The sequence below is a fragment of the Providencia sp. genome (assembly GCF_003533305.1).
Lineage (GTDB): Bacteria > Pseudomonadota > Gammaproteobacteria > Enterobacterales > Enterobacteriaceae > Providencia.
Window position 1 is genome coordinate 70,277 of the sequence record NZ_DOEH01000010.1, and the last position, 21,497, is coordinate 91,773.

18 protein-coding genes are annotated in these 21,497 nt (G+C 40.1%); 8 read left to right on the forward strand and 10 right to left on the reverse strand.

What is annotated here, in order from left to right:
• Nucleotides 1-8: 8 nt before the first annotated feature.
• The 3 genes from fabG to DD649_RS04400 all read right to left on the reverse strand — a co-directional run bounded on the left by fabG (nucleotide 9) and on the right by DD649_RS04400 (nucleotide 3,943).
• Entirely contained in the window at nucleotides 9-746 is a 738-nt protein-coding gene (gene fabG, locus DD649_RS04390; RefSeq protein WP_294104017.1) for a 3-oxoacyl-ACP reductase FabG, read from the reverse strand.
• Nucleotides 747-772: 26 nt separating this feature from the next.
• Entirely contained in the window at nucleotides 773-2,341 is a 1,569-nt protein-coding gene (locus DD649_RS04395) for a CoA-transferase (RefSeq protein ID WP_294104019.1), read from the reverse strand.
• 84 nt (nucleotides 2,342-2,425) lie between these two features.
• Nucleotides 2,426-3,943, reverse strand: coding sequence for a class I adenylate-forming enzyme family protein (locus DD649_RS04400; protein ID WP_294104021.1), 1,518 nt, complete (start codon nucleotides 3,941-3,943; stop codon nucleotides 2,426-2,428).
• 394 nt (nucleotides 3,944-4,337) lie between these two features.
• Here DD649_RS04400 and yghU point away from each other — a divergent pair, with 394 nt between their 5' ends.
• Entirely contained in the window at nucleotides 4,338-5,162 is an 825-nt protein-coding gene (gene yghU / locus DD649_RS04405) for a glutathione-dependent disulfide-bond oxidoreductase (protein ID WP_294104022.1), read from the forward strand.
• 67 nt (nucleotides 5,163-5,229) lie between these two features.
• Here yghU and DD649_RS04410 read toward each other — a convergent pair whose 3' ends face one another.
• The 3 genes from DD649_RS04410 to DD649_RS04420 are packed head-to-tail and all read right to left on the reverse strand — an operon-like array spanning nucleotide 5,230 to nucleotide 9,705.
• Nucleotides 5,230-6,480 (reverse strand): sigma-54 dependent transcriptional regulator, encoded by a 1,251-nt coding sequence (locus DD649_RS04410; RefSeq protein WP_294104024.1) that lies wholly within the window; start codon nucleotides 6,478-6,480, stop codon nucleotides 5,230-5,232.
• Nucleotides 6,473-8,479, reverse strand: a complete 2,007-nt coding sequence (locus tag DD649_RS04415; protein ID WP_336429255.1) for an ATP-binding protein — start codon at nucleotides 8,477-8,479, stop codon at nucleotides 6,473-6,475. Before DD649_RS04415 ends, DD649_RS04410 begins: the two co-directional genes overlap by 8 nt.
• A complete protein-coding gene (locus tag DD649_RS04420) occupies nucleotides 8,476-9,705 on the reverse strand; it encodes an ABC transporter substrate-binding protein (RefSeq protein WP_336429430.1) in 1,230 nt (409 codons plus the stop codon). Before DD649_RS04420 ends, DD649_RS04415 begins: the two co-directional genes overlap by 4 nt.
• Before the next feature lie 531 nt (nucleotides 9,706-10,236).
• On the opposite strand from DD649_RS04420, the gene DD649_RS04425 reads away from it, so the two are divergent.
• Nucleotides 10,237-11,619: an MFS transporter gene (locus DD649_RS04425; RefSeq protein WP_294104027.1), complete on the forward strand. Its 1,383-nt coding sequence runs from the start codon at nucleotides 10,237-10,239 to the stop codon at nucleotides 11,617-11,619.
• Nucleotides 11,620-11,707: 88 nt separating this feature from the next.
• On the opposite strand, the gene DD649_RS04430 is transcribed toward DD649_RS04425, so the two are convergent.
• The 3 genes from DD649_RS04430 to DD649_RS04440 form a co-directional block, all read right to left on the reverse strand.
• Nucleotides 11,708-13,366 carry an iron ABC transporter permease gene (locus DD649_RS04430; RefSeq protein ID WP_294104029.1) on the reverse strand — a complete coding sequence of 553 codons (1,659 nt, stop codon included), beginning with the start codon at nucleotides 13,364-13,366 and terminating at the stop codon, nucleotides 11,708-11,710.
• 27 nt (nucleotides 13,367-13,393) lie between these two features.
• Nucleotides 13,394-14,326, reverse strand: coding sequence for an ABC transporter substrate-binding protein (locus tag DD649_RS04435; protein ID WP_294104425.1), 933 nt, complete (start codon nucleotides 14,324-14,326; stop codon nucleotides 13,394-13,396).
• 95 nt (nucleotides 14,327-14,421) lie between these two features.
• Nucleotides 14,422-15,159, reverse strand: coding sequence for an ABC transporter ATP-binding protein (locus DD649_RS04440; protein WP_336429259.1), 738 nt, complete (start codon nucleotides 15,157-15,159; stop codon nucleotides 14,422-14,424).
• A 385-nt stretch (nucleotides 15,160-15,544) separates the two neighbouring features.
• On the opposite strand from DD649_RS04440, the gene DD649_RS04445 reads away from it, so the two are divergent.
• The 3 genes from DD649_RS04445 to DD649_RS04455 all read left to right on the forward strand — a co-directional run bounded on the left by DD649_RS04445 (nucleotide 15,545) and on the right by DD649_RS04455 (nucleotide 18,132).
• Nucleotides 15,545-16,543 carry an ATP-binding cassette domain-containing protein gene (locus DD649_RS04445; RefSeq protein WP_294104034.1) on the forward strand — a complete coding sequence of 333 codons (999 nt, stop codon included), beginning with the start codon at nucleotides 15,545-15,547 and terminating at the stop codon, nucleotides 16,541-16,543.
• A 1-nt stretch (nucleotide 16,544) separates the two neighbouring features.
• Nucleotides 16,545-17,231 carry a methionine ABC transporter permease gene (locus DD649_RS04450; protein ID WP_294104037.1) on the forward strand — a complete coding sequence of 229 codons (687 nt, stop codon included), beginning with the start codon at nucleotides 16,545-16,547 and terminating at the stop codon, nucleotides 17,229-17,231.
• 73 nt (nucleotides 17,232-17,304) lie between these two features.
• A complete protein-coding gene (locus DD649_RS04455; RefSeq protein WP_294104038.1) occupies nucleotides 17,305-18,132 on the forward strand; it encodes a MetQ/NlpA family ABC transporter substrate-binding protein in 828 nt (275 codons plus the stop codon).
• Between the two features lie 64 nt (nucleotides 18,133-18,196).
• Here DD649_RS04455 and DD649_RS04460 read toward each other — a convergent pair whose 3' ends face one another.
• Nucleotides 18,197-18,931 carry an SDR family oxidoreductase gene (locus DD649_RS04460; RefSeq protein ID WP_294104040.1) on the reverse strand — a complete coding sequence of 245 codons (735 nt, stop codon included), beginning with the start codon at nucleotides 18,929-18,931 and terminating at the stop codon, nucleotides 18,197-18,199.
• 109 nt (nucleotides 18,932-19,040) lie between these two features.
• Here DD649_RS04460 and DD649_RS04465 point away from each other — a divergent pair, with 109 nt between their 5' ends.
• The 3 genes from DD649_RS04465 to sgcB all read left to right on the forward strand — a co-directional run bounded on the left by DD649_RS04465 (nucleotide 19,041) and on the right by sgcB (nucleotide 21,481).
• Complete coding sequence (locus DD649_RS04465) at nucleotides 19,041-19,859, forward strand: LysR family transcriptional regulator (protein WP_336429264.1); 819 nt, start codon at nucleotides 19,041-19,043, stop codon at nucleotides 19,857-19,859.
• Nucleotides 19,860-20,084: 225 nt separating this feature from the next.
• Complete coding sequence (locus DD649_RS04470; protein ID WP_336429266.1) at nucleotides 20,085-21,206, forward strand: M42 family metallopeptidase; 1,122 nt, start codon at nucleotides 20,085-20,087, stop codon at nucleotides 21,204-21,206.
• On the forward strand, nucleotides 21,203-21,481 hold the full coding sequence (gene sgcB, locus DD649_RS04475) for a PTS sugar transporter subunit IIB SgcB (protein ID WP_336429268.1): 279 nt from the start codon (nucleotides 21,203-21,205) through the stop codon (nucleotides 21,479-21,481). The genes DD649_RS04470 and sgcB overlap by 4 nt, the downstream gene beginning before the upstream one ends.
• Nucleotides 21,482-21,497 lie beyond the last annotated feature (16 nt).

Here is a 21,497-nt window from a genome sequence, read left to right on the forward strand (position 1 = left end):
ATTTCCTCCTAAAGCACCATTCCGCCGCCAACATTGATCACTTCACCATTGATATACCGCGCTCTTTCAGAAGCCAAAAACGCAACACATTGACCAACATCACGAGGAGCTCCGGCAAAACCTGCTGGAATTTTGCTGATCATGATGTCCCAGACTTTTTCAGGCACACCGCGCGTCATCACCGTATCAATGAATCCTGGGCAAATCGCATTCACAGTCACCCCTTTGCGAGCCAACTCACGGCAAGCCGTTTTGGTCAATCCAATAACACCGGCTTTAGATGCGGCATAGTTAGCTTGCCCGACATTACCAAGCCAACTTGCGGATGAAATATTGACAATACGGCCGCTACCTTGCTCTCGCATCAATTTGGCTGCTTCTTGCATGCAGTTAAATGTGCCTTTTAGATTAATATCGATGACCAAATCCCAATCATCATCGCTGAGCTTGTGTAGCATGCCATCACGGTTAATTCCTGCGTTGTTAACCAATACATCAATTCGCCCAAACTGTACTTGGGTTTGTGCAAACAGCGCATTCACTTGGTCGCGCTTTGAAATATCACAAGGAATGAAAGTGACTGCATAACCTTTTAACTGTAATTCTTTAGCACTTTCGGCACCCGAAGATGTCGCTAAATCAGAAATAACCACTTTAGCGCCTTCCTCGGCCAATACCTCAGCAATAGAAAAACCAATTCCTCTTGCCGAACCTGTTACGATTGCAACTTTATCTTTAACTAACATGGATAAATTCCTCTTTTATATTAAAACTATAAATACGATGCGAGATTGAAGGTGCCTTCTTCAAATAATGAAGAGGACATCACTTTTAAATTTGGGGAAATTTCAGGTACAAAATCCATGTGTGCAAGAATGTCGCGCTCAAGATCAATACCCGGTGCAATTTCAACTAATACGGGTACTTTTTCACCTAATGTGAAAACGGCACGTTCAGTCACGAAATGCATTGTTTGGTTAATCTGCCGAGCAATATCAGCATTCCATGAAATCTGTCTGACATTACTGACGAGTTTTTTGATATCACCTTCACGCAATATAGTGAGTTGCCCATTTTCACAACGAATATCTAAACCTTTTGCGGTAAAGGTAGAGCAGAAAATAACGTGGCGTGCATTTTGGGTAATATCGATAAACCCGCCTGCTCCTGGGCAAATATTACCGAGAAGTGTGGCATTAACATGCCCATAGATGTCCATTTCACCTGCGCCCATATAAGTGACATCAACCCCTGTACCGTTGTAGTACAACATTTGATCTTGATGACTGATCATGGCGGACAAATTACGACCAATACCAAAATCAATTCCACCCGCTTGTACGCCTCCCCAAATACCTGACTCGACGGTAATATCAATACGTTGATTCACGTTCTCTTCTTGAATAATCGCGCCAATCACATCATTTGGAATTCCAGTTCCTAAATTAATTACACAATTTTCAGTTAAATAGCGACACGCAATGCGACCAATTAATTTTCGAATATCTAAGGGTAATGGTGCCACTTGCTGAGCGGGGGTACGGATATCTCCGCAAAGTGTTGGGTCAAAGAACCAGCTTGATGATTGACGATGATCTTCTTCGGGGTTATCACAGATAACAATATGATCAATAAAACTTGCCGGTACCGTCACACGCTTAGGATGCAATGTCCCGTCTTCAACACAATATTTAACCTGAGCAATCACCTTTGCGCCAAATCGTTTAGCTGCCAGTACTGCATGTAAAACCTCCAACGACATAGCTTCCTCATCTGTCGTCAAATTGCCTTTTGAGTCTGCATGAGTTCCTCGAATAATAACAACATCTAGCGGAATCTCGGGATACCATAACCATGGCTCACCTTTAAAATTGACTTTCTCGACCAAAGGAGGCAATGCCAGTGTCTTAGCATTCATTCTGCCACCTTCAAGATCAGGATCGATAAACGTGCCTAATCCCACCTTAGATAATCGTCCCGGTAGACCCGCAGCCATTGCGCCATACAAATGCACCATTTGCCCTTGAGGCAAACAATAAGCTTCAACTTGATTGTCATTAATCATTTGCATCCACCGAGGGGCTAACCCCCAATGCGAACCAATAATGCGTTTTACCATGCCTTGATGAGCAAAATGTTGATTGCCCCGAATACGATTACATTGCCCTGCTGCATGAACTAAAGTTAATTGTTTAGGCGAACCCTGAGATAAAAACCGCTGCTCAATTGCCGATAAAATAGATTCCGCTGCACTAGTTAATGTCATTCCAACCGTACAAACCGTATCACCGTCATTAATTAATTCAGCGGCATCATATTTAGATATAAATTTATTTTTCATTATAAAACCCCATCCAAAGGCTAATTATTTCATAGCCTTTTAATTGGTATAATTAAGTTAACATTAGTTATTTAAAGTGTAATATTAGTTATTTAAATCGTAATATCTTTTTTTCAAATCTTTTTTACTTATTTTACCATTCCATGTTCGAGGAAAGTCTCGAGTAAACATAATTCTGACCGGTACTTTATAGGTTGGCACTCTATCTTTTAGCCATTCAATAATTTCTTTGCTTGTTAAACAAAACTGACTTTCCGGAATAATAAACGCAATCGGCTCTTCACCATAAATTGCACTTTCTATTGGAATAACGGCAACTTCATTAACACCGGGATAATTTGAAATTAAGTCTTCAATTTCTATTGAATATATTTTCTCACCACCACGGTTAATCATATCTTTAATACGGTCTTGTATATAAAGATAACCATCATCATCCACATAACCAATATCACCCGTAAAAAACCAACCCGCTTTAAATGCAGTTTCATTGGCGGGGCTATCAGGCCAATATCGGTTAATAACAACATCCCCTTTAACCCAGATATTGCCAGTGCTATTTGCCGGTTTATCTTCACCGATATCATTACGGATAGCTATTTTTAGTCCCGGTACTGGTAAACCTGAACTGGCTTTTTTATTTCCTGAACGGATATCATCTAAATATACTGTCGCAGGTGATGATGTTTCAGTTAATCCATAAATAGAATGAATTGATGTTTCTGAAAATATATATGAAAGCTCTTTTATTGTACCTTCATTTAAATGTCCAGCACCACAAGCAATCATACGTAAAGAATGAAATCGTTCTAAATTAATACTTTTATTTTCTTTTATTTTTTTAATTAACAATATAAATACGGTTGGTGAACCATGTAAAAAAGTAATTTTTTCTTTTGCAATAGTAGAAATAATATCTTTAGCATTAAATTTTCGATGTAAATAAACCGTTCCACCTATATGAATAAAAAGTGCTAATATGGCTGATAACCCCGTTATATGATAAATAGGAACTGAAAGTATCGTTTTGTCTATTGCAGATAATTTTAATGTTTCTTGATAAGCATATATCGCTGAAAGTATATTTTTATGCGTTATCACTGCACCTTTCGGTGTACCTGTTGTGCCCGAGGTAAAAATAATAACTGCTGGGTCATCTTCATTAACATGATTCGTAAATTCAATTTCATCCGACAATATTAATGATTGCCATTGAGAAAGACTTATTCCCCGAGTATTAAACTGAGATAACCAAGGCTGGCAGCTGTCATCCCAAAAAATTGCATCAGCATTTATGCAAGATAAATGACCTTTCCCTTCAAACTCTTTCATTTTAGTACTGAGTGGAATCACTTGAATACCGAGCCCAACCGCAGCATAAAACAACTGACAAAATTCAATGGTATTCCCCCAACCCAATACGATGCGGTCTCCCTTTTGTAATCGCAATGTTGAGCTCAACCAGCGCATTGTTTGATTTACTTTTTTCAATAATTGGTCATAACGCCAACTTTGATCTTCAAAAACAATCGCAATCGCATCTGGCTGCAATTTTGCTCTATTTAATAAGCTTTGATAAATATTTGAATTTGGCTGTAGCACAGGCACTCTCCAACACTGCTGATACCACTCATATGCTTTCAATGTATAAAATGAAGTCGATGAAATAAGTGCCAACGTTCACAAATCATTCACATTGTTTGTTTATTTGAATTAGCTATATGCACAACTCTATTGTTAAAATTTCCTCGATAAAAACGCTTTTTTTTATTTATATTCATCATGACCTAAATTATTTACCTTTAGTTACTCCCTAATAGCCACATTTGACTTTGTTCTGCACTATAGTACTTGTGCGCATTAACAACCCATCACTTAAATATAAGGGGAATGAAAATCAGTGGCTAATTTATCTCCTCTTGCTAAAGTACCAAGAGCGGTATTATTTACCGAATAAGGCGTTTCATCTCACATTTGCAAATTTAAGGGAATCCTCATGGCAGACTCAACATATGTTCCACCCAAAGTGTGGAAGTGGGATCAAAGCAGTGGTGGTAAATTTGCCAATATTAACCGCCCAATTTCTGGCGCTACCCATGAAAAAGCGTTACCCATTGGTAAGCATCCACTCCAACTTTATTCTCTCGGCACACCGAACGGGCAAAAAGTCACTATCATGCTTGAAGAGCTGCTAGCCCTTGGTATTAAAGAAGCAGAGTACGATGCATGGCTAATTAATATTGGTGAAGGAGACCAGTTTGGTTCTGGATTTGTCGATATTAATCCTAATTCAAAAATACCTGCGCTCGTGGATAGAAGTGGAACGAAACCCATCAGCATATTTGAATCTGGCGCGATCCTCACCTACTTAGCTGAGAAATTTTCGGTTCTTTTACCCACCGCACAACCAGAGCGAGCCGAAACATTATCATGGCTATTTTGGCAAATGGGTTCAGCCCCATTTGTTGGCGGCGGTTTTGGTCATTTTTATGCTTATGCCCCAGAAAAATACGAATATCCCATCAACCGCTTTGCCATGGAAGCCAAGCGCCAGCTAGATGTCCTAGATCGCCGTTTAGCCACACACAAATATATCGCAGGTGAAAATTATACTATTGCCGATATTGCAATTTGGCCATGGTACGGGGCATTAGTAAAAGGTTGGCTATATAATGCTGCTGAATTTTTATCTGTCCATGAATACAAAAATGTTATTCGCTGGGCTGATGAAGTTTATGCTCGTCCTGCGGTACAACGGGGTCGTAAAGTGAATAACTCTGAGTATATTAGAGAACGTCATGATGCTAGTGATATTGTTTAATTGATTATTTCAATAAAATATCTTGTATAGGCTGGGGTTTAGCCTCAGCCTATCAGCTATATTCAAACTATATTATTCGATAATGATGTTTATCTAAACCGTACTTTTTCATGCGTAAATACAGTTTCTTACGCGGCATTTGCAAATACTCTGATACATCATTAATACGTCCTTGATGAATATTCAACGCTTCCGTAATAATTTGCCGCTCATAATTTTCAATCTGCTGATCCAATGCTGTCGGTACAACAGAAGCTAATAACGGATTTGCAGTTTCTCCCATCGGCATGATCCCGACTGCATAAAGTTCCGCAGCATTCGCCAACTCCCCTACATTTCCTGGCCAATGACGGCGCGTTAGTTTTTTAATAAAAGACTCATCCAATATTGAAAAAGAATGATTTAAGCGCGTACAGGCTAACTCCAGATAATAATGAAAAAGAGGGGAAATATCGGCTTTGCGTTGTGATAGCGGTAAACAAACAACTTGGGTCATTGAAAATAGATAATAAAGCTCTGCGACCAATTTTTGCTGTTTAGTCAACATAATCAGAGGGGTTTCTGAAATACCCACTAAACGAAATGAACGATGTTCCTGCTGAATATGCTGTACTAAATATCGTTGCTGGCTTAATGGCATAAACTCAATATTTTTAAGCACTAATGTACCATCAGCGACTTCACTCAACCATGTATCAAGAGGAACATCTTGCTCATTGATTAATGTTTTTATCACTAATGGTGACTGCTTATTATTACTAATTTGATGCAAATAACGGGATAAATACGTTCTCCCACTGCCAAACTCACCTTGAAAAAATACCGCAGCATGCGTTTCAGCAAGACTCTGTAATTGCAGGCTCACTTGTTGCGTCCATTCACTTTGCCCGACAAAATTCAACGTAAGCTGCTTTTTCCCCCAATGCCGTTGCTTCACACGTTGCTTACGCGCGGTTAAGGCTTTTTCAACTTGCAATAGAAGATACTCAGGATTAATTGGCTTTTGTAAGAAATCCCATGCGCCCAATTTAACGGCCTCAACAGCCATCGGGACATCACCATGCCCAGTAATCAGCACAACGGGTAAATATTTATCTTTTTCAAGAAATAATGCCATCAAATCAATACCCGAACAGTCGGGCATACACACATCGCTTAAGACAATACCACACCAATCACGATGAACTAATTCTTTAGCAATCAATGGATTATCACAACTGAAAACCCGATACCCTGCTTGCGCTAATAATAAGCAGTAAGCTTCAAGTACATCTTTATCGTCATCAATTAACAATATATCGTAATTGTCATCAAGCATGTTTACTGACCTTCTTAAAGCTTAAAATTGCACATCCGTTTTGAGTGAGCGTCGATGCTATACGCAACTGCCCCCCTAACTGCTGCATAATCGAATGACTAATCGATAAACCAACACCAAGCCCGATTTCTTTACTTGTAGTAAATGGCTTCATTAAAGAATCCGCAAGCGCTAATGGCCAACCACTTCCATTATCAACAATATATAACGTGAGCTCGTCATCTGTTTCAGTGTAATCGACGGAAATCACCGCTTTGGTTGGACTGGCATCTAAGGCATTCGCTAATAAATTCACGAGGACTTGTTGAATTCCGATTTCATCACCAAATACCCGCGGCAGAGCATCAGGGTACAATAAGCTAACGTCACGCGTTTTGTGTTGTAATAACAAAACATCCCAAGCACTTTGAATACTTTGATTTAAGCAAATAGGTTGAAGCTGTTCATCGCTATCACGTTTGCGCGCAAATTGGCGTAGTGCACGAATGATCCCATCCATACGAGTCACCAGTTTTTCAGATTTATTCAATGCCTGTTGTGCTATGTCAATTTCTTCAGATATCAACGCTTTTTTAGCCATATAGAGGTGCATTGACAGTGCATTCAGTGGTTGGTTTATTTCATGAGCAAGTGTTGTCATTGTCTGACCCACTACCGCTAATTTAGCGGTTTGAATTAACTCATTTTGTGTCGTTCTTAAATTTTCTTCAATCGCTTTACGGTCTTTAATCTCTTGTTCAAGCTGATTTTTTTGCTGATTAATTTGCTCAATTGTCCGTTGTAACAACATCGCGATACGACCCAATTCGTCTCGCCCACCCACCGGAATTGGCGTCGTCAAATCACCAAAACTAATTTTTGCAACTGCTTGATTTAAAGTATTAAAACGTTTTACTAACCGAGATTGAATAAAAAAGTAATTAAATAGCACCGCTAAAAGTAAGGCAAGAACGGCGGTAATAATAATAATGGTACCACTCAGCGACATAATATCCGTTAAATGATGATTTAGCGTTTGTAGCTGTGAATGGCTATTTCCTAATTGCAATTCCAGTTGTGAACGGAATCGAGCTAAAATTCGCTCTTTTTCAGTCGTCATCGCAGCAAGCTTGGTTTTCGCTTGTTGATAATTTTGCAGCACACTTAGCATTTTACTATCAGATAAACCAATATCTAACAGCTCATCAATCGTTTGGCGTAACGTAACTGCACTTGGGTAAAGATCAAACACTGCTTCATTTGCGTCGAAATTAGCCTGTAAGTAGCGTAAATAGCGAACATAGCTCTCATTTTCATCCATATCAGCCAGTTCTGATCCATTTTGTAAATTTTTCAAACGTCCTGAAAGTACGCTACTAATTTGTTCCTCCAATCTCGACAACATATAAATCAGCTGTAACTCCCCTTGAACATTACGCAACCTACCCTGTAGGGCGACCGTTTGATTTGGTTCTTGCTCAATTTTATCCAGTAAAGAGCCCTGCTGAAGACTAATATCTTGGGATAGCGAACTTAATTCCGTATTAAAATCATCATGCAACCAGTTAATTCGCGATGAAAGGGTATTCACCTGCTCATTAGCTAGAAATAATGTATACAAGGCCTTATCTAACCGATGCAATAAATCTTGGCTTTGCGAAACAATATCCGCAATTTGTTGATGATCGCGCCCAGTTAGATTTTGATTAATCGCAGTAACTTGCGTTAAATGAGTGGTTATCTGGTTGCGTAATTGCAGCCGAGTCGCCGTATTAGGTGCTTTTAAAAACTCGTTTAATTCATCGACTAAGGTATTTAATTGTCCTTCAATTAAGAAAGAGGATTGGATACGCGGAAAATAGTCACCAAGGGCATAACGAATTTGCTGGTTTTGCGCTTTCCATGCATACAGGCTGACACAACTCACAATTAGCGTCATTAAAGTCCCTGCAACAAATGCGGCTCGCAAAATTGAGCTAATACTAAACAAACCAATGTAATTAATAATCCGTTGTTTCATTTGATCATTTCCAAGTAAGCGATCGCTTTACGCTGCTGTTCTTGGAAGAAACTTTGCCAACGCATATATTCTTCTTCAGCTTTACGACTGTCTTCAAACCGTGAGTAATATGCAGGATCGATACTTTCTTGAGCACTAACAGGCATAGCGGTTAATAATTGGCGCACTTCCGGTAGCGTTTTTTTTAATTTAGCCTCTGCCATATACACGGCTCGCCATGCATCTTTCGATTCAGTTAAACGAAAAGTAATCGCCATATCAAAAAGTTGTTGTATTAATTTCTGACGCTTCAAGACGAGATGCTCATCTAGCGGTATGGGAGAATTTAATAACTGGCTCTGTTGTGCTTCTCGAGGATGCCCTTTGGGAAGCGGAGTCACCGGATACTTTCCGGTGTTGGTATCCGCTAATACCCGCTGCCCTTGTTCACTGAGTAAAAATGAAATAAATTGCCGTGCTTTTTCTTTATTTAAACTATAACGCGTAATAGCAATAAATGTCGGTGATGTTCCCGAATCTGGCAAATAATGAAACTCTAAATCAGCATTACCTAAAAGCAAATTGGCATAATTATCAATAATAGGTGCAGCGCCCCCTAGACCTGTTTTAATTTTATCCGCAACACCAAAGCTTCGTGATGAAACTGTCGCTAAATTACCTGAAATACTGAGTAAAATTCGCCAACCTTCATCCCATCCGCGCTGCTGTAGCAGCGATTCAATCATAAGATGATACGTATCTGAGCGGGATGGGCTGCTCATCAGTAACATGCCTTGATAGCGACTATCAGCAAGTTCATCCCACGTTTTAGGAATAGGTAACTGGTTCTCTCGCATCCAATTTCGATTCACTAAAATACCGTAACCAGAAAAAGCGACTGCCGCGACGGTTTCTTTCAATGATGAGGGCACAATACGTTGAGAAAATTCAGGTATCCCCTGCAACGCAGCTAAGCGCTCATGCTGTTGTAAATGCTGCATTAACATAGGAGAAGAGGTGAGAACTAAATCGACATTCTCGAGTGCTTGGGTATCTAATAAACGTTCTAAAGATGCGCTTGTACGATTTATGGTACGAATAGGAACCGCTTCAGGCTGCACCTTCCAACTGTTCATAATATAAGTTGTAGCCTCGGGGGAAAATGTCGTTGCCACTACTAATTCATCATTTTTCGCTATAGTTGCATGGCCCAGTTGGCTAAAACTAACGCCAATAATAACCAGCATGATGGACGTAATAACAGTCTGGAGCCGCTTTATTTTTATCATCGATTTCTCTCTCCTGCTGACAGATGTGATTCACATCAAAAAAGTGACAATCTTTTTATTTTGTCCAAAAGTCTATTTGGGGCAAATCTTACCCTTTTCAGGATAGAGACAAATTTAAGTTAAATAACCAGCCCATAAACAATGGATTATTTATTTTTATACTTAAGGTCATTAGTGATAAATACCTCCGCTGCGCGACTAAAAGTCTGCCAAACTTTCAACAAAACAAAATCAGCCCACTAATCACCAAACCTTTAATCTCACTCTTCAATCATTAAAGCAACCATTAAATCGTCATAAATAAAAAATCATTTATAGCCTTGATTGTTATGAGTCAATTTGACCGTTACCTTTCCAAAATTGAGTCAAAAGTGACACAAAAACAGGATGTTGAGATATTTTTTAAAGCAGAACATGATGGCCTCGTCAGAAAAAAAACGACAAAAAACTCAACGATTTTATTTTTATATCTATTTCACAGGTGAATCTATGCTGTCATTTTTAAAACCAGCTGTGGCAAAAAAACAAGTTCCAGCAGGACAAGTTCCAGCAACTTACAAACGTTACCGCGTTCAAGCACTTCTCAGCGTATTTCTCGGCTACCTAGCCTATTATATTGTGCGTAATAACTTCACACTTTCGACTCCTTACTTAAAAGAAAATTTAGACTTAAGCACAACACAAATTGGCTTATTAACCAGTTGCATGCTTATTGCATATGGCATCAGTAAAGGGATCATGAGTACCCTTGCAGATAAAGCCAGCCCGAAAGCTTTCATGGCCTTCGGTTTGATCCTCTGTGCCGTCGTAAACTTCGGTATGGGTTTCAGTAACGCTTTCTGGTTATTTGCCGGATTTGTGGTACTTAATGGTTTATTCCAAGGAATGGGTGTTGGCCCTTCATTTATTACTATCGCCAACTGGTTCCCACGCAGAGAACGTGGCCGTATCGGTGCATTTTGGAATATTTCACATAATGTTGGCGGTGGTATTGTAGCCCCTATCGTTGGCGCTGCTTTTGCCGTACTTGGGACGGCTCATTGGCAAAGTGCCAGCTACATGGTTCCTGCTGTTATTGCAATTTTATTCGCCATCATTGTCTTAGTGCTCGGTAAAGGCTCCCCTGTTCAAGAAGGTTTACCCGCTCTTGACCAAATGATGCCTGAAGAAAAAGTGGTGTTAACCACCGCTCAGCAAGAGCAATCACCCGAGAACATGACCGCATTTCAGATTTTTTGTACTTATGTATTAAAAAATAAAAATGCTTGGTATATCTCATTCGTTGACGTTTTCGTCTATATGGTTCGTTTTGGCGTGATTAGCTGGTTACCCATTTATTTGCTAACCGAAAAGAACTTCTCTAAAGATCAAATGAGTGTGGCATTTTTATTCTTCGAATGGGCCGCTATTCCTTCGACTTTACTTGCGGGTTGGTTAACAGATAAGTTGTTCAAAGGTCGCAGAATGCCATTAGCTATTATGTGCATGGTATTGATCTTCTTCTGCTTAATTGGTTACTGGCAGAGCCAGTCTCTTGCGATGGTTACTTTCTTCGCTGCCGTTGTCGGTTGTCTAATATACGTGCCACAATTCCTAGCATCCGTACAAACAATGGAGATCGTTCCGAGCTTTGCTGTCGGTTCAGCCGTTGGCCTACGTGGTTTCTTAAGTTACATCCTCGGAGCAACACTCGGAACAAGTTTGTTCGGATTTATTGTCGACCGTATGGGGTGGCATGCAGGTTTCTATCTGTTACTAGGTGGTATTGTTTGTTGCATTGTCTTCTGCATTTTATCTCACTTCGGGGCATTAGAACTCGAACGTAATCGCCAAGAAAAAATGCCAAGTGAAGCTCAACTTGCCAACGCGTAATGGCAATATAAATTAAATCGATAGTTTATAAATAGCAAAAAACCCGCCTTCTATTCATTGCGGGTTTTTATTTTATTTAACAAATAAATTATTCTCGATGATATCGCTGTTGAACCCATTGGGCACATAGCATTAATGTCAAACTTATCAAAACAGCCAGACAAGCCATCGCCATTCCACTGCCGATCGACCCTTGCTCAAATTGTCGCCAAACAAAAATAGACACGGTTTGCATTCCAGCAGGCGCTAATAATAACGAAGACACTAATTCACGGGATGCTACTGCGAAAACAAGCATCATCGCTGCAATTAAACTCGGGAAAACCAATGGAAATAAAATTAATCGTAATGTGGTTATCGCTCCAGCGCCATGAACCCTAGCTGCATCAGCTAAACTACCGCCAATTTGGGTCAACGCAGCACTGCAATAACGAACAGGATAAGGCAATAATAAACAACTATAGGCGAGCACTAAAATACCCCATGTGTGATAAGGCGTCACTGGCCAAAAAGGCTGATTCCATGCCAATATCAAACCCACGGCAATAACAATACCGGGGATAGCAATAGGTAATAAAGAGAGCGCATCAATAATAACAGCGCCACGTATTCGCTGTGAAACTACTAACCATGCAGATAAAAAGCCGAGTAACCCCGTTAAGATTGCCGTTGCTGTTGCCAATGAAATACTAGTAAATAATGCGTCTAACGCTTCCGCTTGAGAATCTATTAGTCCCGAAAAATGCCGCCAAGTTAAGTTATCAAAGGAAAGCCCACCCGACACCGTAGAAGAAAAAGCAGTACCAAACATGGCTAATAACGGCATTCCCACTGCAAAAAAAGTGACAAAAGCAAACAACCCCATTACAGGCCAACGCCAAACACCAAGGGAACGAGTCACCAATACCGCCGCCTTACCTGTTGTTGTCGCGACATTGCGCCCTGAAACCAATGTGCGTTGTAGCGTATAAGCAAAAATGGCCACGCTTGCCAATAATAGTGACAAAGAAGCTGCGCCCGGTAAATCAATAGGCCAATCAGCTAGTCGCTGTTCGATATCTGTCGTCAGTACCCGTATGCCATTAGGCGAACCAATTGCCGCAGGTATACCATATTCTTCAATAGCTAACGTGAAAATCAATAATAATCCAGCCGCCATTGATGGTAATGATAATGGTATTGTGACTTTAAAGAAGGCTTGCCAAGCCGAAGCGCCATGTACACGTGCTACATCAGCTAGGCGATTACCATTAGCTGCCATGCTGCGAGATACCGCAAAATAAAGCACAGGAAATAAATTTAGCGCCATAATACACATCATGCCGCCCAATGAAAAAATGGCACTCCCGGGGCTGACACCAAATAATTGTTGTGAATAACCATTCGGTTGCAAGGTTAGCATCCATGAAAGTCCTGCAATATAAGGCGGGATCAAAAATGGAATTAAAAATAATAGATCCCAGCCCCGTGCGAATGGAAGATTAAATAAACCTCTTAATGCCCCTAATGGAATAGCAATAACCCCACTAATCACCGCAACACCAACGCCTAAAAATAAGGTGTTCTGCAATAACAACGGCAGTTCCGATTCATTAAACAAATCAATAATAGGTTCAAACGGTCGACTAAATACCCCCTGACTTAACAGGGGGAAAAACGCTTGAAGAACAATAAAGCACAGCGGGATCACCACTAAAATAATTAATGCGGTGACCACAACCAAAGGCAAAAAACGAATTTTTCTCATCAATACATATCTTAATAAAAAAGAAACTTAACGAAACAGTGTGCTAAAGCGGGATAAAATATCGCTACGTTCAGCGCTATTTGCAGTAGGTTCCGGTAATAATGTCAGCGCTGAAAAATCAGGTCGTTTACCTGCTATATCGGTTCTCGCTGGCATTAACCATGCATTCGCAACAATAGTTTGCCCTTCTGGTGATAATACGTAATCAATAAAGGCTTTGGCGTCATCCGGTTGCTTACTGCTTTTTAAAATCATCATTGGACGCGGGGCAATCGCCGTTCCACTAGTTGGAAAAATCACTTCGATAGACTCGCCGTTAGCAATACTGCCATAAGCCACATAATCCACCGCACCGAATACGGCCGCTTTTGCGCCTTGTAGTACGGGTGTCAATGCTTGGGCATTCGGTCCAGAAATCACCATGCCATTGGCTTTTAATTCAGAAAAAAGTGCCCATGCGGCATCTTGTTTGGCATTTTGTAGCCCTAAGACTAAATCCAGTGAGGCACCGGAAAGCGCAGGATCGGGCATCGTCACTTTATCTTTAAACGCTGGCTGGGCAAGGTCGCTCCAATCAGTCGGCTTTGGTGTGCCACTTTTGCTATTCCACACAATACCTAATGCTGAGATACCTTGCGCGACATAATAGGGCGTTTTAAAACGCTCAGGCACCTGAGCTGCATTAGCACTTTCATAAGGCAGTAACCAGCCTTTTTGTTGTAGATCGACAGCAGTATCCCAAGAGGCTGAAATCAGCACATCAGCCCGTGGATTAGCTTGTTCCGCTTCTAAACGTGCCATCACCTTACCGGTAGTAGCTTGAAAAATATCGACTTTGGTACCTGTTTGTTTTTCGAAACCTGCGGCAAGTTGTTTCGCCATCGCCCCAGGACCTGCGGTATAAACTGTAATTGCTTGAGAAGATACCGAAAACATCGCACAGGAAAGCCCAATACTCATCGCTACACCTTTTAGTGAAAAACCAGCCAACGAACTATTTTTGAATATTGAAAATACGTTTTTTTGAGTTAACTTTTGCATCACAGAACCTCTTTTCATAATGTTGTCAGGCTTTCAATTGTTCCATTTTGCATATGCGCAATTTGGTGAGCCAGTGTGGTTGCTTCTTTTGGATCATGGGTGACATAAATCGCGGTAATTTCTAATGTTCTCAATAGCTGAGCCATTTCTTCACACAGTGATTGGCGTAATGCGATATCGAGATTGGAAAGCGGTTCGTCAAACAACAAAATTTCAGGCTCTGCAATAATGGCACGGGCTAAAGCAACCCGTTGTTGCTGACCACCAGACAGATCTGCGGGTTTTCGTTTTGCAAAATCAATTAACCCTACCCGCTCTAACGCGACATCTACACGTTCCTGTACCGCATGACGCGCAACACCTCGCATCCGCAAAGGAAAGGCAACATTTTGGAAAACGGTCATATGAGGCCACAGTGCATAATCTTGGAATACCATACCCAGATTACGTTGTTCAGGGGGCGTCAGATGGTGAGCATTGGCGACAAGCCTATCTGCGAAATAAATTGCACCATCAGTCGGTTGTAATAAACCCGCCAGCAATTTGAGTAATGTACTTTTACCGCAACCCGATGGTCCCAATAACGCTAAAACGGTACCTTTAGTCACCGTTAAATCGATACCTTTGAGCACATATTGATTGGCGAAAGCTTGAGATAGATTTTGAATTGAAATCATAGAGGTATTGCCCGTTAACGTTGCATTAGGCAAAACATCACGACTCTCATTCGATGAAAAGAGAGTAGATCGCATAATAAATTGTATCCTCTTTGGGATTTAATCGTTATAGACGATGCTACGAAAGAAATACGTCAACTTGATGACAGTTTTATGATTGAAAGATGACAGGCTAGTGTAAGTTGACTCGCGAGTGAGTCGATGACGCCATATAAATTCCCCCCTCAGCTTTGCCACATTGAATGAATGTCTAATTCACTGATAATAAAATGAAAATAAAACTCACCTCTCGCATTTACTGAGATTATTCCCTACGAATAATGTTAGATTTTTTTGTTCTAACTCATTTAAATCATTTATTTGACATTCCTCACATTTCATATTAATTTGGAAGTATAGACGTCTAAACATCCATTTTGTTTTAATGATGTTTCTAGTTCATCAAAGGTATAAGAAGATTGTGATAACACTAAAAAATGTCAGCAAAATATATAGCCAGAGCAAAAAGCAAACTATTGCTGTTGATAATATTAATCTCAATATTGCAGCAGGTGATATTTTTGGCATTATTGGCTATAGCGGCGCAGGAAAAAGTAGCCTAATACGCTTATTAAATCGCTTAGAAGAAACAACTGATGGTGAAATTATTGTTGGTCAGCATAATATTACACTCAGCGATGAAACATCGATTCTAAAAATTCGTCACTCTATTGGCATGATATTTCAGCACTTTAATTTATTATGGTCACGAACCGTCAGAGAAAATATTGAATTCCCATTACAAATTTCAGGGTTCAATAAAAAGAAACGCAAAGCACGGGTCGAAGAGTTGATGGACTTAGTGGGTTTAACGGAAAAAGCCGATGAATATCCATCCAGACTCAGCGGCGGCCAAAAACAACGCGTCGGTATTGCGAGAGCATTGGCAAATAATCCAAGTGTATTACTGTGCGATGAAGCAACATCCGCATTAGATCCAAAAACAACACAAAACATTCTTGCGTTATTGGCACGTATTAATCGTGAACTCAATATAACGATTGTTCTGATTACACATGAAATGCAAGTCGTTCGAAGCATTTGCAATAAAGTTGCCGTAATAGATAAAGGCAAAATTGTGGAGGAAGGATTAGTCACTTCTGTATTTCATAATCCACAACATACGATTACACGCCAATTTCTTTCACAAAGTGAAATAGCGACAGATACTCAGGATGATTTGCAAATTAATTTAAAGCAAGGCGCTATTATCAGAATCGTATTAGATGACGATAAAAACAGTGATTATTTGCTTTATGACTTAATTTCAAAATTTAATGAACCTATTAAATTAATTAAAGGTGTCTTTAACAAAGGCAGTGGATTTTTATACTTACAATTCAAACTGGATACAGAAATATTATTTGATGCCGTTAAGTATCTTCAAGATGAAAAAAATGTAGTGGTTGAGGTAATTTAAAATGGACGAAATACAGCATTGGATTAGCACCTATTTACCTAATTTAAAAATCAATGTACTTGGCGTAGAAACAGTCAATACATTATATATGACCATAATGTCAGGAGCGCTATCATGTATTTTGGGTATTCTTATTGGTATTTTTCTATTTTTAACAGCCAAAGACGGTGAAAAAGAAAATATTCCCGTTTATCGCATTTTATCATTTGTGGTAAATATCTTTCGGGCCGTTCCCTTTATTATTTTAATTATTTTATTATTTCCATTTACTAAGTGGTTAATTGGCACCATTCTCGGTGTCAATGCTGCTTTACCCGCATTGGTGATCTCAGCAAGCGCATTCTATGCCAGGTTAGTTGAAATCGCATTACGAGAAGTTGATAAAGGCGTGATAGAAGCCAGCCAATCGATGGGCTCAAAACTACACACTTTAATCTTTAATGTCCTGATACCTGAATCATCACCCGCATTAATATCCGGCTTAACTGTAACCTTAATTTCATTAGTCGGGGGGACTGCGATTGCAGGGGCAATAGGTGCAGGTGGTTTAGGCAACTTAGCTTATTTAGAAGGCTTTCAGCGTAGTCATATGGATGTGGTTTGGGCGGCAACTTTAGTTATCCTAGCTATTGTCCTTTGTATTCAAGTGATAGGAGACACCTTAGTCCGGTGCATTGATAAACGTTAATCAGGTTAAGTGGTAAGTAAAATCAATAATTAATTTTTAATTCGAATAAAATGGCAATATAGGAAATAATAAAATGAAAAATTTAGCGATATTTAAGCGCCTAGGGGCACTGCTTTTTATCAGTTTAGCGCTAACAGCATGCCAGCCCGATCAAAAAGAAAAAAGTAATAAACTTATTATTGGCGCATCTTCAACGCCTCATGCAGAAATATTAGAATTCATTAAACCTCAATTAGAAAAAGAGGGAATAATATTAGACGTGCGTGTTTTTAATGATTACATCATTCCAAACCAAGCCTTAGCTGAAAAAGAATTAGATGCTAATTTTTTTCAACATGTTCCTTATTTAAATAAAACTTTGGCAGACCATCCAGACTGGAAATTAGTTTCTGCGGGCGCAGTACATATGCATCCCTATCGTTTTTTCTCACAAAAATATAAAAGCCTACAAGATTTACCGAAGGGTGCAAAAGTCATGAGCAGTAATAATATTGCTCAACATGGCCATATATTAAAGCTGTATCAAGATGAAGGTTTAATAAAAATTCGTAGTGGTATAGATCCTGATGATGCGACTATTGACGATATTGTCGAAAACCCGCGTAATTTGCAGTTCTTATTTACCTACGATGCCCCATTGATGCCTCAAATTTATAAAAATGGCGAAGCTGACGTTGCCTCTATTGATGGACACTTTGCTCTCAATGCAGGTCTTGATCTAAGCAAAGATGTTATTTACACCGAGCCAGCAGCAAACAGCAAATTTGCTAACGTTGTGGTGGTTCGTGAAGACAATAAAGATGATCCTCGTATTGCTAAATTAATGGCTGCATTAAAAACAGCAGAAACCAAAAAGTATATTTTAGATAATTTTAAAGGCGAAGCGGTTCCCGTACCTTAATTAAAGAAATACAAACAAGGGAGGCGATCGCAGCCTTCCTTGTTTTTAATCTAAAAATAAATCGTTAAGCCTGCTGCCTTGTTGCCGCCAATACGATTTCACGAATACAAACATTCTGTGGTTGCAAATAAGCAAAACGAATAGTATTAGCAATATCTTCAGCCGAAAGTACAGTACCGCCCATATCCTGTTTCCACGCTTGATATCCTGTTTTTATATTTTCATCCGTTGTATGACTCAACAATTCCGTTTCCACGGCGCCTGGTGCAATAGTGATAACACGAACACCATGTGGCGACAGCTCTTCACGTAAATTCTCAGAAATACCATGCACCGCAAATTTGGTGCCGACATACACCACATGGTTCGGGAATGTCTTACGACCCGCCACAGAACTAATATTAATAATAGTACCCTGCTTACGCGAGATCATGCCCTCAGTCACCGCATGAACACCATTTAAAACACCTTTGATATTCACATTCAACATTTGGTCCCATTCTTCTGGACTTTGGGTTTCAATATTGCCCAACAGCATAACACCCGCATTATTAATTAATGCATCAACGGGGCCAAAACGCTCTTCCGCTTCTTTAACCGCCGAAATAAAAGCAGTACGATCAGTCACATCGACCGATTTACACAGTGTATTTGGTAAATTTAACGCAATCATAGGTTCAGTGCGACGCGCTAACAATAATAATGAATAGCCTTCACTTGAAAGAAGTTTGGCTGTTGCGAGACCGATACCTGAACTCGCCCCCGTGATAACAACTAGCGGTTTATTTGAATTTGGCATTTTGCTCTCCACATAATTAAAATTGATATCAAAATCGATGGATGGACTATATTTCATCCCGACACTGCATTAAAATGGTTTATTTCTCTCACAGGCATAAAAAAAATCTATGGATAATCGTCAACTTCATGCTTTTATTGCTGTTTTTGAAGAAAGAAACATTACTGCCGCAGCCAAACGGCTTTTCCTCACGCAGCCTGCATTATCAACAACCATCAAAATGCTAGAAGACAGCCTTGGAACCCCGCTATTTATACGGCAACCTCGCGGTGTCGAAGTCACTGAAGATGCCCGGATACTCTATCCCCACGCACGTAGAATGGTGGCTGAGATGGAAGCATTAACGCAAAGTTTTAAGCGTGAAAGAAACCGACAACCATTGGAAATCGGTATCGAAAATGATATTGCAAATAGCCAGATAACCGATTTTCTACACCATATTCATGATCCTGAATTCAATCTATTAGTTAACCTTGAGTCTGGCTGTGAAGGCGATATTCGATTTGGCTGTGAAGAGCTTCGCTGTGAAGATGAATTATTTTTGCCCCTAAATACTGAGCCGTTTATTCTCGCCATGCCCAGTCATCATCCGCTTGCAGAAAAAGCCACTCTCACCCTTTCCGATTTACACGGCTTGTGTTGGATCATGTGCCCTAAACTTTCATCTCATCAACGTCTGCTACCCATTTATGGTGCTACAGCCAATTCTCCTGCGGCAAATGCTGGCACATTTTCTCTCGCTCTTTGCCTCGTCACACAAGGATTAGGCGTCGCTATCGTGCCTGAATCTCTTGCCAGCGAGCATCCACAAATTATCACTCGCTCACTCCCAGGACACACATTATCTAGACGAACTGGAGTTTGCTATGCCATTCAATCACTCACCCAGCCTGCTGTGAGCCAATTAATACAGCACTTAAGTCAATGAGTTTAGCTACGCAATAATGTGATTAAAGGCACTTAGCCTAAGATCATGATGACTAATCACAAATAAAACAATTATGCTGAGCGAATTTGTTATGCTTTCGTCACATTATTATTACGCAGTGTTAATAAACCTCACGCGATGTGAGTAAAATCACAATTAACCCCTCTTTTTTAGCTTATAAATCGCTCACCTTTATGTTGTTTTCATCAAAAGGAGAGCATCCTGATGATATTTTCTGTTCGAGACACTCTTTTCTCTTTATTAACTTTAGACGCTATTTCAGGTCATGAGTTACCTATCGCAAATATTATGCAAAAACACTTTAAACACACAGCAAAAGAAGTCTGGCAAGACAGATTAGGCAATGTTGTTGCTCGTTATGGTAGCGATGAACCTGATGCGTTGCGTTTAATGGTATTTGCTCATATGGACGAAGTGGGTTTCATGGTTCGAAAAATAGAAGCGTCAGGTTTTATTCGTTTCGAGCGTGTTGGCGGGCCTGCACAAGTAACAATGTCAGGTTCAGTAGTACGACTTGCTGGTGAGCACGGCTCAGTCCCCGGATGCATTGGCATTAAATCTTACCATTTTGCAAAAGGCGATGAACGCACACAGTCCCCTTCTGTTGATCAACTCTGGATTGATATTGGCGCAAAAGACAAAGCTGACGCGGAAAAAATGGGTATTAAAGTTGGCACACCAATCACGCTATATAATCCACCACAAGAACTCGGTAATGATATGGTTTGCAGTAAAGCCCTCGATGACCGACTTGGCTGTACGGCTTTATTAGGTTTGGCCGATGCCGTCAAAGATAAAAAACTCGATATCGCTTTATTTATTGTCGCCTCGGTCCAAGAAGAATTTAATATTCGAGGGATACTGCCTGTATTACGCCGTGTTAAGCCCGATCTTGCCATCGGGATCGATATAACACCATCTTGTGATACACCTGACTTAAAAGATTATTCAGATTTAGTGATCAACGCAGGCGTTGGGATCACCTGCCTAAACTACCATGGCAGAGGCACGCTTGCAGGGCTAGTCACCCCCGTCCGCTTAATTAACATGTTAGAAAAAACAGCAGCAAAAAATCATATTCCTGTGCAAAGAGAAGTCGCACCAGGCGTCATTACCGAAACAGGCTATATCCAAGTTGAACAAGATGGCATTCCTTGTGCCAGCTTATCTATCCCTTGTCGTTATACACATTCACCGGCTGAAGTTGCCAGCCTACGTGATCTCAGTGACTGCATCCGCTTACTGACTGCGTTAGCAACACTCCCCGCTAACCAGTTCCCGATTGAGTCTGACTCAGAAACTTATCAAGAGGTTATATCAAAATGAAAAAAATCCTCGTTGCTTGTGGAACCGGTATGTCGACATCCACAATTATTGCTCAAAAACTACAAAACTACTTAACAGATGAAGGAATTTTTGTTTCTACCTCGCAGTGCTGCCTAAATGAAATTCCATTAAATTGTCATGGTGTTGATCTGATCATCACCGCAATGAAAACGGATACCGACTATGGCATACCTGCACTAAATGGAGCGCCGTTACTAACAGGGATTAACGATGAGGTATTAAAACAAAAAATTAAAACGCTGTTATCACAATAAACCTAAAAGGTGGCGT